General features: G+C 40.8%; 13 protein-coding genes, 1 pseudogene and 1 other annotated feature. Of the genes and pseudogenes, 13 read left to right on the top strand and 1 reads right to left on the bottom strand.

The genetic code is table 11. From position 1 onward, the window contains the following. A pseudogene (locus tag BM097_RS16330) lies at positions 1-200 on the top strand (IS4 family transposase); the annotation flags it as partial. 208 nt (positions 201-408) lie between these two features. Here the strand turns inward: BM097_RS16330 and BM097_RS07550 are convergent. Next, positions 409-2,844, bottom strand: a complete 2,436-nt coding sequence (locus BM097_RS07550) for a glycoside hydrolase family 94 protein (protein WP_090547625.1) — start codon at positions 2,842-2,844, stop codon at positions 409-411. A gap of 327 nt (positions 2,845-3,171) precedes the next feature. On the opposite strand from BM097_RS07550, the gene BM097_RS07545 reads away from it, so the two are divergent. The 12 genes from BM097_RS07545 to rpoB all read left to right on the top strand — a co-directional run bounded on the left by BM097_RS07545 (position 3,172) and on the right by rpoB (position 15,170). Then, positions 3,172-4,185 carry a LacI family DNA-binding transcriptional regulator gene (locus BM097_RS07545; protein WP_090547622.1) on the top strand — a complete coding sequence of 338 codons (1,014 nt, stop codon included), beginning with the start codon at positions 3,172-3,174 and terminating at the stop codon, positions 4,183-4,185. Positions 4,186-4,271: 86 nt separating this feature from the next. Beyond that, positions 4,272-5,669, top strand: coding sequence for an ABC transporter substrate-binding protein (locus tag BM097_RS07540; protein WP_090547620.1), 1,398 nt, complete (start codon positions 4,272-4,274; stop codon positions 5,667-5,669). A gap of 88 nt (positions 5,670-5,757) precedes the next feature. After that, positions 5,758-6,663: a carbohydrate ABC transporter permease gene (locus tag BM097_RS07535; RefSeq protein WP_090547617.1), complete on the top strand. Its 906-nt coding sequence runs from the start codon at positions 5,758-5,760 to the stop codon at positions 6,661-6,663. Between the two features lie 15 nt (positions 6,664-6,678). Continuing rightward, positions 6,679-7,536: a carbohydrate ABC transporter permease gene (locus tag BM097_RS07530; protein WP_090547614.1), complete on the top strand. Its 858-nt coding sequence runs from the start codon at positions 6,679-6,681 to the stop codon at positions 7,534-7,536. Positions 7,537-7,706: 170 nt separating this feature from the next. Beyond that, positions 7,707-7,856 (top strand): 50S ribosomal protein L33, encoded by a 150-nt coding sequence (rpmG, locus tag BM097_RS07525; protein ID WP_028234592.1) that lies wholly within the window; start codon positions 7,707-7,709, stop codon positions 7,854-7,856. Positions 7,857-7,874: 18 nt separating this feature from the next. After that, on the top strand, positions 7,875-8,072 hold the full coding sequence (secE, locus tag BM097_RS07520) for a preprotein translocase subunit SecE (protein WP_090547611.1): 198 nt from the start codon (positions 7,875-7,877) through the stop codon (positions 8,070-8,072). A gap of 14 nt (positions 8,073-8,086) precedes the next feature. Further along, positions 8,087-8,617, top strand: coding sequence for a transcription termination/antitermination protein NusG (gene nusG, locus BM097_RS07515; protein WP_090547609.1), 531 nt, complete (start codon positions 8,087-8,089; stop codon positions 8,615-8,617). 58 nt (positions 8,618-8,675) lie between these two features. Then, entirely contained in the window at positions 8,676-9,101 is a 426-nt protein-coding gene (gene rplK, locus BM097_RS07510) for a 50S ribosomal protein L11 (protein ID WP_090547606.1), read from the top strand. 86 nt (positions 9,102-9,187) lie between these two features. After that, positions 9,188-9,883 (top strand): 50S ribosomal protein L1, encoded by a 696-nt coding sequence (gene rplA, locus BM097_RS07505; RefSeq protein ID WP_090547603.1) that lies wholly within the window; start codon positions 9,188-9,190, stop codon positions 9,881-9,883. Between the two features lie 28 nt (positions 9,884-9,911). After that, positions 9,912-10,046: a sequence feature (ribosomal protein L10 leader region), on the top strand. A 41-nt stretch (positions 10,047-10,087) separates the two neighbouring features. Further along, entirely contained in the window at positions 10,088-10,621 is a 534-nt protein-coding gene (rplJ, locus tag BM097_RS07500) for a 50S ribosomal protein L10 (RefSeq protein ID WP_090547601.1), read from the top strand. Positions 10,622-10,665: 44 nt separating this feature from the next. Next, positions 10,666-11,040, top strand: coding sequence for a 50S ribosomal protein L7/L12 (rplL, locus tag BM097_RS07495; protein WP_028242924.1), 375 nt, complete (start codon positions 10,666-10,668; stop codon positions 11,038-11,040). A gap of 224 nt (positions 11,041-11,264) precedes the next feature. Continuing rightward, the gene (rpoB, locus tag BM097_RS07490; protein ID WP_090547598.1) at positions 11,265-15,170 is read left to right on the top strand and encodes a DNA-directed RNA polymerase subunit beta; all 3,906 of its coding nucleotides are present in this window, start codon (positions 11,265-11,267) and stop codon (positions 15,168-15,170) included. Positions 15,171-15,173: the final 3 nt, after the last annotated feature.

The following is a 15,173-nucleotide window of genomic DNA, read 5'->3' as shown; positions in this document are numbered from 1 at the left end:
AAAAACAAAGAAAATATACATATAAAGCCAACTTTTCAGTTGCTGCTCACATGTGCAAAAAGTTTTACCGCGGTATTACATCTCCACCTGATTTAGAAACCATCATATCAAGAAATCTTGTACCCATTAGACCAGACCGACATCGTGAAAGATACCAGTCAGCAAGAATCTTTAGAGGTTTCTTATATAGAGTAGCATAAAAATGAAAAGTTAAAAATGTTATTTAGGCAGATATACAATCTGTCTTCTTTTAATGTCTAAAAAAGGAAAAAACGAGATTGAAGCATATCACTTCAATCTCGTTTTCTTCATCGTAGCCTCCACCGCAATGTTAACTTAATGACATTGATGTCAATGTCTGGCTCTTTCTTAGAAGGAGAATAATATTATTTAATGAAGAAAAAGAAACTAATTCATTGTAGCGATTACATTTACAGTCTTCTTGCTACCGTCGAATGGGATTACATTACCCTTAACTTCAACGCCATCAACTGTAAGTGAAGCTACACCCTTTTGAACCTTGTTAGGGTTCTTGATTTCAATATTGTAGGTTACGCCGCGGTAAACACGTGTGATATTGAAATCACCGAACTCTGCAGGGATACATGGATTAACTGAAAGTCCCTCAAGTGTTGGATAAATTCCCAAAATGTACTGAGAAATATTTGTAAATGTCCATGCAGCAGTTCCTGTAAGCCAGCTGTTCTTTGCCTCACCGTGGAATCTAGCATCTGCGCCAGCAACCATCTGTGAGTAAACATAAGGCTCTGTTCTATGAATCTCAGAAATGTCCTCAATATATGATGGACAAGTCTTCTTGTAAACTTCAAAGGCTCTGTCACCACGACCAATGCATGTCTCTGCAATAGAAATCCATGGATTGTTGTGGCAGAAGATACCAGCATTTTCCTTGTATCCTGGTGGATATGATGTGATTTCACCAAGCTCAAGATGATATCTTGTGTAAGCAGGCTGAAGAATCATAACACCATACTTTGTATCAAGCTTTTCTTTAACTGAATCAAGGGCCTTCTTTGCGTTGCCATCATCAACACCAACTCCGGCCATTACGCACATACCCTGTGGCTCGATGTAAATCTGTCCTTCATCACATTCCTTAGAACCAACCTTGTGGCTGTATGCATCATAAGCTCTTACGAACCACTCGCCGTCCCAGCCATCCTTCTCAATGGCTTTAATCATCTTATCAACCTCAGCTAAAACTCTGTCAGCTTCAGAATTGTCGCCCATAAGCTTGCAAAGGTCTGCATACTCGCGACCATATTTTACAAACATACCAGCAATAAATACTGATTCTGCAACAGGTCCCTCTGAAGGTCCGAAGCACTGGAAGCTTTCACCTGGATGCTCAGAGAAACAGTTAAGGTTCAAGCAGTCATTCCAATCGGCACGACCGATAAGTGGAAGGTCGTGTGGACCCTTGTGATTTACAATATAATCAAATGAACGCTGTAAGTGCTCCATAAGTGTAGTTGCCACTGACATATCGTTGTCGTATGGAACCATTTCCTTAAGGATTGAAGTGTCACCTGTTTCGCGAATGTAAGCGCTTGTTCCAGCGATTAGCCATAATGGATCATCGTTAAAGCCTGAACCGATATCAGAATTGCCCTTCTTTGTAAGAGGCTGATACTGATGGTAAGCGCTACCATCCTGGAACTGAGTTGAAGCAATATCAATGATACGCTCTCTGGCTCTGTCAGGAATTAAATGAACGAAACCAAGAAGATCCTGACAAGAATCTCTGAATCCCATTCCGCGGCCGATACCTGTCTCATAGTAAGAAGCAGAACGTGACATGTTAAATGTTACCATGCACTGATACTGGTTCCAGATGTTTACCATACGGTTTACATGCTCATCCTTAGATTCGATGTGGAACTTGCTAAGAAGGTCATTCCAATATGTATTAAGAGCTGCGAAAGCCTTATCGAAATCTTCTGTTGTCTGATACTTGGCAAGAAGAGCATTTGCTTTCTTCTTATTAATGATTCCAGGAGCTTCCCACTTATCATCCTCAGCATTCTCAACATATCCTAAAGCAAATACGAAAGTCTTGCTTTCGCCAGCCTCAAGGCTAACATTAATCTGATGAGAAGCGATTGGATACCAACCAGAAGCGATTGTGTTATGAAGCTTTCCTTCAATAACTGCAGCTGGCTTATCTGGTCCGTTGTATGCACCGCGGAATTCATCACGGCTTGTCTCAAAGCCATCAATCTTTGTATTTACAGAGTAAACAGCGTAGTGATTACGGCGCTCTCTGTATTCTGTTTTGTGATAAATAGTAGAATCAACTACTTCAACTTCACCGATTGAAAGGTTACGCTGATAGTTCTTCATATCATCATCAGCGTTCCATAAGCACCACTCTACATAAGAAAAGAGTGTGATGTCTTTTTTAGCAGTGCCCTTGTTTGTTAAGGTTACTTTTGTAAGCTCAACAGGATCACCTATAGGAACAAAAGTTGTAAGAGCAGCTTCGATGCCGTTCTTAGTACCTGTAAATTTACTATAACCAATACCATGGCGGCATTCGTATGAATCTAATTCGGTCTTTGTTGGCTGCCATCCTGGATTCCAAATAGTATCTCCATCCTTAATATAGAAATACTTTCCATTTGTATCTGGAGTAGTGTCATTGTAACGATATCTAGTCATGCGAAGAAGCTTTGCATCTTTATAGAAGGTATAGCCACCGCAGGTGTTAGATATCAAAGAGAAAAAATCCGTACAGCCAAGGTAATTAATCCAAGGCAAAGGAGTTTTTGGTGTGGTGATAACATATTCTTTGTTGTTATCATCGAAGAAACCGTATTTCATATAATCCTCCCTATTTTGAAAAATGAATTTTAGTAAACGTTTAAGTGTATAAAATATGATAAAAGTAGTAAAAAACACTACAAAAACCTATTTATACTAACGTAAACGTTTAAGCGAATAGACATACTATTCACGCATTAAGAATACCATAACCATGTGAAAAAGCAATCCAGGAACACAATATTTGTGCAAAAAGCACTAAAATATGGGTTGAAAATTTAACAGAAACACAAATTTCGAAAAATAGCTTGTAGATTTTCGAAAATAGAGCTATATTTAAGTTACGAAAACGATTAAGCGTTTTCAGAAGGGAAAAGGGATGGAATAATGGTCTCATTAAAGGATATTGCAAGTCAGTGTAATGTATCCGTAGCTACTGTTAGTAAGGCACTTAACGATCACAGTGATATCGGAGCGGAAACCAAGGCTAGAATTAGAAGGACAGCAAGAGAGTTAGGCTACGTGCCAAATGCAGCAGCAAAATCCATGAAAACAAATAGAACCCATAATCTTGGAGTCTTATTTATGGATGATGCAAATAGCGGATTACAGCATGACTTCTTCGCCAGCGTCCTTGAAAGTTTTAAAAAGGAAGTTGAAAAAGAAGGATATGATATAACCTTTATTTCTAATGACAGAACAAGGCCAAGCAGGTCATCTTATCTAAATCATGCAAGATACAGAAGATTCGATGGAGTAATAATTGCAAATGTACATTTTGACGACCCAGAGGTAGTAGAGCTGGTCCGAAGCGACATTCCGGTTGTTACCATTGATCATATCTACAACGACACAACAACAATTCTTTCAGATAATGTAGATGGAATTAACACACTAGTGGATTTCGTAGTAGAAAATGGTCACAAGAAAATCGCTTACATTCACGGCGCAGATTCTTCTGTTACAAGAACAAGAATGATTACCTTTAATAAGAGGTTGGAAGAGTACGGAATCACAGTTCCAGATGAGTATATTCTTGAATCTGCTTATAGAGATACTCACGGGGCGTACGAAAAGACCTTAGAGCTTTTGGAGCTAGAAGATAGACCAACCTGTATCTTTTATCCAGATGATTATGCTGCATACGGTGGTATGCGAGCTATCTCTGAAAAAGGCTTGAAGGTTCCAGAAGATGTATCTGTTGTTGGATTTGATGGTATTAAAGTTGCACGTCATATCAGACCAAGGCTTACAACTTATCGTCAGGATGCTGATGAGCTTGGATTCCAGGCAGCAAAAAATCTAATCGATTTAATAGAAAGACCAAAAACAACACTTGTTAAGCAGGTGGTTGTAAAAGGTAAATTACTTGAAGGTGACACCCTTCAGAATTTGAAATAGGCATTTGGTTGAGGAATCAACTTATTATAAATGCGGTAACAATTATAAAAAACGCGCAAGGCGCGTAAAAATTGGGAGGAACACAAATGAAAAGAAGAATTGTGAGTTTGCTAGCAATAGCAACAATGACAGCAACTATGTTTGCTGGATGTGGAAGCTCTGATACAGCTTCTACAGACACATCTGCTGCTGATGGCGCAACAGAGACAACAGAAGCAGCTGACGCTGCAGTTGAGCTTCCAGAAGACACTGGTAAAGTTCTCAACATCCATTGCTGGAATGATGAGTTCCAGTCAAGACTTAAGTCACACTACAAGAACTACGAGGAAGTAGATGCTACACACGGTAAGATTGGTGATGTTGATGTAGTTTGGACAATCACACCTTCTACAGACAATGCATACCAGAACAACCTTGATGAGGCTCTTTTAGCTCAGGAATCTGCTTCTGCAGATGACAAGGTAGATATATTCCTTGTTGAAGCTGACTACGCTTTAAAGTATGTTGACACAGATTATGCTATGGCTCTTAAGGATCTTGGTATTACAGATGCTGACCTTTCTGATCAGTATAAATACACACAGGATATCGTTACAGATTCAAACGGTAACTTAAAGGGTGCTTCATGGCAGGCTTGCTCAGCTGGTCTTATCTACAACAGAGAGATGGCTAAGGAAGTTCTTGGAACAGATGATCCTGATGAAGTACAGGCACTTGTATCTGATTGGGATAAGTTCAAAGAGACATCAGAAAAGATTGTTGGTGCTGGTTACAAGATGTGCTCAGCATTTGATACATATCGTACATACTCAAACAACGTATCTGGTAAGTGGGTACAGGATGGCAAGTTAGTAATGGATAAGAACATCGAGAAGTGGATCGATGATTCTAAGGAACTTGTTGATGCTAAGGCTGAGACAACAGATGACCTTTGGGGCGATGACTGGGCAAAGGGTAAGAGACCAGAAGGAAATATCTTCTGCTACTTTGGACCAGCTTGGTTCTTCAACTTCTGTCTTGCAGCTGACGAAGAAGGCACAATCGCTAACCAGGGCGGCTGGGGCTACTGCGTTGGACCACAGTCTTACTACTGGGGTGGTACATGGATCTGCGCTGCAACAGGTACAGACAATGCTAACCTTGTAAAGGATATCATCCTTACAATGACAACAGACAAGACTGTTCTTAAGGAAATCGCTCAGCAGGATGCTGACTGCGTAAACTCTAAGACAGTTCTTCAGGAACTTGCATCTGATGAGTCTGGTAACCTTGAGCTTCTTGGTGGACAGAACCCATACGCAGGTCTTGCTGAAGGTGCAGAAAAGATCGACCTTTCTAACCTTTCTGCTTATGATCAGGGATGTACAGAAGAGCTTGAGAAGGCTATGAAGAACTACTTCCTTGGCAACGCTACAAAGGATGAAGCTCTTGATATGTTCAAGAAGGCTGTTCATGAGAAGTATCCAGACGTAACAGTAGACTAATTATTTTGCTTAATTGATGGATAATTAAAATGGGGGCGCATGGGGGATAAGCTCCATGCGCCCTATTTAAAAGAAAAAGGGAGCATTTATGACTAAGAAAAGTAAAGTGGTTAGATATAACAAGTGGGGTTACATTTTTCTACTTCCATTCCTTGTTATATTTATAGTGTTTCAGTTGATTCCATTGGTATCTACTGTATACAATTCATTTTTTGAAAATTATCGTTCAGGATTAACACAGATTGGTCCTAATTTTGTAGGTATCGAAAACTATAAAACAATAATTACAAATGGTGATTTACCATTATATTTCAAGAACACAATGATTATGTGGATTCTAGGCTTTATTCCACAGATTGTACTTTCATTATTATTAGGTGCTTGGTTTACTGATCCTTCACTTAGATTAAAGTGCCAGACATTTTTTAAAACAGTAATTTATATGCCTAACTTGATTATGGCATCTGCATTCGCGATGTTGTTCTTTACATTATTTGCTGATAGTGGCCCAATCAACTCGTTGTTGATTCAGGTTGGTGTTTTAAAAGAAGCATATAAGTTTATGAGCCATGCAGGAACTGTCAGAGGACTTGTGGCTACAATGAACTGTCTTATGTGGTTTGGAAATACGACTATTCTTCTGATGGCAGGTATGATGGGAATTGATCCTTCATTATTCGAGGCGGCTCAGGTAGATGGCGCGACTGCTAATCAGATTTTCTATAAAATTACTCTGCCATTACTTAGACCAATATTGGTATATGTAATGATTACATCACTTATTGGTGGTTTACAGATGTTTGATGTTCCACAGATTTTAACAAACGGTACTGGTGATCCAATGCGTTCATCAATGACTCTTATCATGTACTTAAATAAGCATTTGTTTAGCAAGAACTTTGGTCTTGCAGGTGCTCTTTCGGTTTACATGTTTATAATCACTGGAATACTAAGCATGGTTGTTTATAAGTTTACAAATTCAGAAAAGAAATAAACAAGGAGAATAACAATGGCAGAAAATAAAAAACAATCCGGCGGTGGTATTCATGTCAGAAGACTAATTGCCTACATTGTATTAATATTAATATCTTTCCTTTGCTTGTTCTGGTTCTATGTATTGTTTATTAACGCTACAAGAAGTAATTCGGAATTAAGTGCGGGCTTTACAGCTATCCCAAGTAATCATTTTATTGAGAACTGGGTAAACCTTAAAAACGGAACTTTACCTATTATAAGAGGTATGTTCAACTCATTAATAATTGCATTTTTAACAGCAACCTTAGCTACATATTTCTCAACAATGACAGCTTATGCTATCCATGCATATGAATTTAAGGCTAAGAAATTCATCTTTACTTTCATATTAATGATTATGATGATTCCAACACAGGTAACTGTACTTGGTTTCTTACAGTTAATTGATAAGATGAAGCTTGATAACAGTGCAATTCCTCTTGTTGTACCTGCAATAGCATCTCCAGCAGTATTCTTCTATATGAAGCAATACATGGATGCTACACTTCCTCTATCTCTTGTAGAGGCAGCCAGAATTGATGGTTCTGGAGAATTTAGAACCTTTAACCAGATTGTAGTACCACTTATGAAGCCAGCCATTGCTGTACAGGCAATCTTCAGCTTCGTAGGTAGCTGGAACAATTACTTCACTCCAGCACTTGTACTTCATGATGATGCAAAGAAGACTCTTCCTATTCTTATTGCTCAGCTCCGTAACGCAGACTGGCTTAAGTTTGATATGGGACAGGTTTATATGATGATTGCATTCTCAATCTTCCCTGTTATAATAGTTTATCTAGTATTATCTAAGCACATCGTTGGTGGCGTAACACTTGGTGGTGTGAAGGGTTAATAGTAACAAATAAAAAAAGACTTGACACTTATTGCAAGCTATGATAAATTTAGCTAGCGACTAAGAAAAGCAGGTCTTTTTTTTATGCTCTTTTTTCGCCTCATCAAATTGTTCGCTATGATGAGTGAGTATAAGGGGACCAAAGTAGAAATTTAACGGAGGTGGAAGTTGTGCGCACAAAGATAACATTGGCTTGCACAGAGTGCCAGCAGCGTAATTACAACATGACAAAAGACAAGAAGACACACCCTGACAGAATGGAAACAAAGAAGTATTGCAGATTCTGCAAGAAACACACAATGCACAAAGAGACAAAGTAGTCTAGCGGAGGTGCAGAGATGACAGAAGAGAAGAAGGTAAAGTCAGGACGTTTCGCGGGTCTCAAGGCAGAGTTTAACAAGATTGTCTGGGCAGATCCTAAGGACGTGTCAAAGCAGACAACAGCAGTAGTTGCTGTGTCAGTAGTTGTAGCAGTGATCATCATCGTATTAGATGCAGTGATCAACAAGGGTGTTAATATCCTAGTTAATTTATAATGGAGGCATCGCATATGGCAGAGGCAAAGTGGTATGTAGTTCATACTTACTCAGGCTATGAGAACAAAGTCAAGACAAACATTGAAAAGGCAATCGAGACACAACATCTCGAGGAGCAGATTCTTGATGTACGAGTACCTATGGTTGAGGTTACCGAAACTAAGGATGGCGTTAAAAAGCAAGTTTCAAAAAAGATGTACCCTGGTTACGTTCTTATTGAGATGATTATGAATGATGAAACCTGGTATGTTGTCAGAAACACAAGAGGTGTTACAGGCTTCGTTGGACCAGGAAGTAAGCCAGTGCCATTGTCAGACGCAGAGGTTCAGGCATACTTACTAGGTTCAAACACTGAAAAGGTTAACGTTGAGGTTGACTTTGAGATTGGGGATACCCTTAGTGTTATCGATGGTACCTGGAAAGATACCGTTGGTGTTGTTAAGTTTATCAATGCTAAGAAACAGACAGTCACAATCAGCGTTGAAATGTTCGGACGTGAAACACCAGTTGAGATTGATTTCACGGACGTACGAAAGATGGATTAATTCGGCACTATCTTTTGAATTAATGTGTCGGATAGTTTTGCAGGAGGAATAGGATATCATGGCAAAGAAAATTGAAGGCTATATCAAGTTGCAGATTCCAGCAGGCAAGGCTACACCAGCCCCACCTGTAGGTCCAGCACTTGGTCAGCACGGTGTAAATATCGTGGAGTTTACAAAGCAGTTTAACGCAAAGACAGCTGATATGGGAGATACAATCGTTCCTACAGTTATCACTGTTTATGCAGATAGAAGCTTCAGCTTCATCACAAAGACTCCACCAGCAGCAGTTCTTATTAAGAAGGCTTGCAAGCTTCAGAAGGCATCTGGCACACCTAATAAGACAAAGGTTGCAAAGATTACAAAGGCTCAGGTTCAGGAAATCGCAGAGACAAAGATGCCTGACCTTAACGCAGCTTCACTTGAGGCAGCTATGAGCATGATCGAAGGAACATGTAGATCAATGGGCGTTGAGGTTGTAGAGTAATTTGCAGCTTAGCGAAAACAACGTTCTTACTTATTAATTAATTGAGTGGGAGAGCTGAAAAGCTCGATAAACCACAGGAGGTAAACATGAAAAGAGGAAAGAAATACGTTGCAGCTGTTAGCTCATACGACAAGTCAGTTGCATATGATCCAGCAGAAGCAATCTCACAGGTAAAGAAGAATGCTACTGCAAAATTTGATGAGACTATTGAAGCTCATATCAGAACTGGTTGTGACGGACGTCACGCTGAGCAGCAGATCCGTGGTGCAGTTGTACTTCCACACGGAACTGGTAAGACTGTACGAGTTTTAGTATTCGCTAAGGGTGCTAAGCTTGATGAAGCACAGGCTGCAGGCGCTGATTTCGTAGGCGGCGAGGAACTCATTCCAAAGATTCAGAACGAAGGATGGTCTGATTTCGATTCTGTAGTTGCTACACCAGATATGATGGGTGTTGTTGGTCGTCTTGGTCGTGTACTTGGACCTAGAGGACTTATGCCAAACCCTAAGGCTGGAACAGTTACTATGGATGTTGCTAAGGCTGTTGAGGAAATCAAAGCTGGTAAGATTGAGTATAGACTTGATAAGACAAACATTATCCATGTACCTATCGGAAAGGCTTCTTTCACAGAGGAGCAGTTAGCGGACAACTTCCAGACTCTTATGGACGCTATCAACAAGGCTAAGCCATCAAGCTTAAAGGGTCAGTACATTAAGAGCATTTCACTTGCTCCTACAATGGGACCTGGCGTTAAGCTTAATGTTGCTAAGGTTTCTAACTAATAGTTGACAGTCCTATATACAAATGATATAATGCAAAAAGTTGTTGCCGAAGACAGCAGGTGGCGTTAGCCGTAAAGATTTATTCTACCAGCCGAGGACGATTAAGTATTTATCGATTAATCACCTCTATGTCTTTATGGCATAGAGGTTTTTTACTTATCCTCATATAAGCAACACTAAGAAAATTATAAGGAGGAAAAATTCGTGGCAAAAGTTGAATTAAAGCAGCCTATCGTTGACGAGATCTCAGCTCAGGTTAAAGATGCAGCATCAGTTGTAGTAGTTGACGCTCGTGGACTTACAGTTGCAGAAGACACACAGTTACGTAAGCAGCTTCGTGAAGCAGGCGTTACATACAAGGTATACAAGAATACACTTATGAAGCGCGCTTTCGAAGGAACTGACTTCGCAGCACTTGATGAGGTTCTTGAAGGACCTAGCGCAATCGCTGTATCAAAGGATGACGCTACAGCACCAGCTAGAATCATTGCTAAGTTTGCTAAGACAGCTAATAAGCTTGAGATTAAGGCCGGCGTTGTTGAAGGAACATTCTATGATGCTCAGGGCATGACAGCAGTTGCAGCTGTACCAGGCAGAGAGGAGCTCCTTTCAAAGTTACTTGGCAGCTTACAGTCACCAATCACAAACTTCGCTCGCGTACTCAACCAGATCGCAGAGCAGGGTGGTGCATCTACAGAGGCTCCAGCAGAGGAAGCTCCAGCAGCAGATGCAGAGTAATTTATTTTATTTTTTAATTAATCATTTAATGGAGGAAAATAATCATGGCAAAGATGACAACAGAAGAGTTTATCGCAGCTATCAAAGAGCTTAGCGTATTAGAGTTAAATGACCTTGTAAAGGCATGTGAGGAAGAATTCGGCGTTTCTGCAGCAGCAGGCGTTGTAGTTGCAGCAGCAGCAGACGGTGCAGCAGCAGCTGAGGAAAAGGATGAGTTCGACGTAGAGCTTACAGAAGTAGGTTCTGAGAAGGTTAAGGTTATCAAGGTTGTTCGTGAGGCTACTGGTCTTGGACTTAAGGAAGCTAAGGAACTCGTTGATGGCGCTCCAAAGGTAATCAAGGAAGCAGCTGACAAGGCTACAGCAGAGTCAATCAAGGCTCAGCTTGAGGAAATCGGTGCAAAGGTTACATTAAAGTAATTTAAACTCGATTGTTAATCATTGGCAGGTTCGTAAGAGCCTGCCAAATTTTTTTTAAAATATACAAATAAATACTTGACTTTATTGTTGCTTTTGGCATAGAATGTAGTTTGCACTATTGTGGTGCAGTGTGTACTTCTATGCTTATTTTTATGCATGGATTTTCACACCTAATTTAGTTAAGATTTTTCCAAATTTAAAATATTATGAGAGGTGGAACGTCAATGGAGAAAAACAGAATACGTCCAGTGAAAGCTGGAAAGAACTTGCGTATGAGTTACTCGAGACAAAAAGAGGTACTTGAGATGCCTAATTTAATCGAGGTCCAGAAGGACAGTTACGACTGGTTCGTTAAGGACGGATTAAAAGAAGCATTCGCAGATATCTCTCCTATTCAAGATAGGGGTAACCAGCTTGAGTTACATTTTGTTGACTTTACACTGTGCAAGGATGAGGTGAAATATACAATCCCACAGTGCAAGGAAAGAGATGCAACATATGCTGCACCTTTAAAGGTGAAAGTGCGCCTTGTTAACAAGGAATCCGGCGATATGCAGGAGCACGAAATCTTTATGGGTGATTTACCACTTATGACTGAGACAGGTACATTCGTTATCAATGGAGCGGAGCGTGTTATCGTCAGCCAGTTGGTACGTTCACCAGGTATCTACTATGCAATCGGTCACGATAAGATTGGTAAGGAGTTGTATTCTTGTACTGTAATTCCAAACCGTGGTGCTTGGTTAGAGTATGAGACTGATTCCAATGACGTTTTTTATGTACGTGTAGATCGTAACAGAAAGGTACCTGTTACAGTTCTTATCCGTGCACTTGGTTTAGGAACAAACCAGGAAATTATAGATGTTTTCGGTGAGGAGCCAAAGATTCTTGCTACATTTGCTAAGGATCCATCTATCACAGAAAAGAATCCACAGGGTAGCTATGAAGGCGGCCTTTTAGAGTTATATCGTAAGCTTCGTCCAGGCGAGCCACTTGCTAAGGATAGTGCAGAGTCACTTATCCACGGTATGTTCTTCGATCCTAGACGTTATGACCTTGCAAAGGTTGGACGTTATAAATTCAATAAGAAGCTTATGCTTCGCAACCGTATTGCAGGTCAGATTTTAGCTGAGGATGTTGTTGATACAACAACTGGTGAAATCATCGCAAAGGCTGGAGATAAGATTACTATCGAGAAGGCTGATGAAATCCAGAACGCAGCAGTTACACATGTATATATTCAGGCAGAGACACGCAATGTCAAGGTCCTTTCAAATATGATGGTAGACATCACAAAGTTTGTTGATTGTGATGCAGAAGCTCTTGGTGTTACAGAGCTCGTTTATTACCCAGTTCTTGAGAGAATTCTCTCTGAGAACACAACAAAAGAAGATATCGAAGATGCTATCGTAAGAAATGTAGCAGATCTTATTCCAAAGCACATCACTGTTGAGGATATTTTTGCTTCTATTAACTACAACATGCATCTTGAATATGGCATTGGTAAGGATGATGATATCGATCACCTTGGTAACCGTCGTATCCGTGCTGTCGGTGAGTTATTACAGAACCAGTACAGAATCGGTTTATCACGTCTTGAGAAGGTTGTACGTGAGCGTATGACTACTCGTGACCTTGAGGATATCTCTCCACAGAACCTTATCAATATTAAGCCTGTTACAGCTGCTATCAAGGAATTCTTTGGTAGTTCACAGTTGTCACAGTTCATGGATCAGAACAATCCACTTTCAGAGTTGACACATAAGAGACGTCTTTCAGCTCTTGGTCCTGGTGGTCTTTCAAGAGATCGTGCCGGATTCGAGGTTCGAGACGTTCACTATTCTCACTATGGACGTATGTGCCCTATCGAGACACCTGAAGGACCTAACATCGGTCTTATCAACTCTCTTGCAAGCTATGCTCGTATCAATGAGTACGGCTTTATTGAGGCGCCATACAGACGTATTGATAAGTCAGACCCAGAGAACCCACGTGTAACAGACGAAGTTGTTTACATGACAGCAGATGAAGAGGATAACTACCATGTAGCACAGGCTAATGTCAAGCTTGACGAAGAAGGCCACTTCATGAGAAAGAACGTATCTGGTCGTTTCCGCGAGGAGACACAGGAATACGATAAGAAGATGTTCGATTACATGGACGTATCTCCTAAGATGGTATTCTCAGTTGCTACTGCATCTATTCCATTCCTTCAGAACGATGACCCTACACGTGCCCTCATGGGATCAAACATGCAGCGTCAGGCCGTTCCTCTTCTTACTACAGAAGCACCAGTTGTTGGTACAGGTATGGAACCTAAGACAGCTGTCGATTCAGGTGTCTGCGTAGTTGCAAAGCGCGCAGGTATCGTTGAGATGTCTGAGACAAACAGAATTATCGTTAAGGCTGACGAAGACGGAACAAGAGATGAGTACACACTCTTCAAGTTCACACGTTCTAACCAGTCTAACTGCTATAATCAGCGCCCTATCGTATTTAAGGGTGACCATGTAGAAGCTGGCGAGGTTATCGCTGATGGTCCTTCTACAAAGAATGGTGAGCTTGCCCTTGGTAAGAACCCACTTATCGGTTTCATGACATGGGAAGGTTACAACTACGAGGATGCCGTTCTTCTTTCAGAGCGCCTCGTTCAGGATGATGTTTATACATCTATCCATATTGAAGAGTACGAAATCGATGCTCGTGATACAAAGCTTGGACCAGAGGAAATCACACGTGATGTTGCTGGTGTAGGTGATGATGCTCTTAAGGATCTTGATGAGAGCGGTATCATCCGTATCGGTGCTGAGGTTCGTGCCGGTGATATCCTTGTTGGTAAGGTTACACCAAAGGGTGAGACAGAGCGTACACCAGAAGAGAGACTTCTTCTTGCAATCTTCGGTGAGAAGGCTAGAGAAGTTCGTGATACATCACTTCGTGTTCCACACGGTGCTTACGGTATCGTTGTAGACGCTAAGGTATTCACTCGTGAAAACGGTGATGAGCTTGCTCCAGGAGTAAACAAGTCAGTTCGTATTTACATCGCTCAGAAGAGAAAAATCGGTGTTGGTGATAAGATGGCCGGTCGTCACGGTAACAAGGGTGTAGTTTCCCGCGTGCTTCCAGTAGAAGATATGCCATATCTTCCAAATGGTCGTCCACTTGATATCGTACTTAACCCATTGGGCGTTCCTTCACGTATGAATATCGGTCAGGTCCTTGAGATTCACCTTTCTCTTGCAGCAAAGGCACTTGGATTTGACATTGAGACACCAGTATTTGATGGTGCAAAGGAAATTGATATCCAGGATACACTTGAACTTGCAAATGATTATGTAAACATGCCATTTGACAAGGAAGAAGCTGAAAACGGCGAGGAGACATTCTACGATAAGTATGTAGATATTCTTCGTGATGACGTTATGGATTACCTTTCAACAAACCGTGCACACAGAGCACTTTGGAAGGGTGTTCCAATCTCTCGTGATGGTAAGGTACAGCTTCGTGATGGTCGTACAGGTGAGCCATTTGATGGCCCAGTTACAATCGGTCACATGCATTACCTTAAGCTCCACCACTTGGTAGATGATAAGATCCACGCTCGTTCAACTGGTCCTTACTCTCTCGTTACACAGCAGCCACTTGGTGGTAAAGCACAGTTTGGTGGACAGCGTTTCGGAGAAATGGAAGTTTGGGCCCTCGAGGCTTATGGTGCATCATATACACTTCAGGAAATCCTTACAATGAAGTCTGATGATGTTATCGGTCGTGTTAAGACATACGAAGCTATTATCAAGGGTGAAAACATTCCTGAACCAGGTATCCCTGAGTCATTCAAGGTATTACTTAAGGAATTACAGTCACTTGGTCTTGATGTTCGTGTGCTCGATGAAAACCGTGAAGAGGTAGAGCTCATGGAAACAAGTGAATATGGAAATACAGACCTCAATGCTATCATCGCAGGTAGTGATAGAAACTTCGCTTTCGAAGATGACAATTCATTCGCACAGGCAGGATTTACTAAGAAGAAGTTTGATTCTGATGGTGACCTTGTTGATGATGAAGATGATACACCATTCGAAGATGATGAAGATTTTAGCGATGTAGCAGATGATTTTGATGAGGAATAAATA

The organism is Pseudobutyrivibrio sp. OR37 (assembly GCF_900113655.1).
Taxonomy (GTDB): domain Bacteria; phylum Bacillota; class Clostridia; order Lachnospirales; family Lachnospiraceae; genus Pseudobutyrivibrio.
The sequence above is the reverse complement of the archived record's forward strand: the minus strand, read 5'-3'. Positions and strand labels throughout refer to the sequence as shown.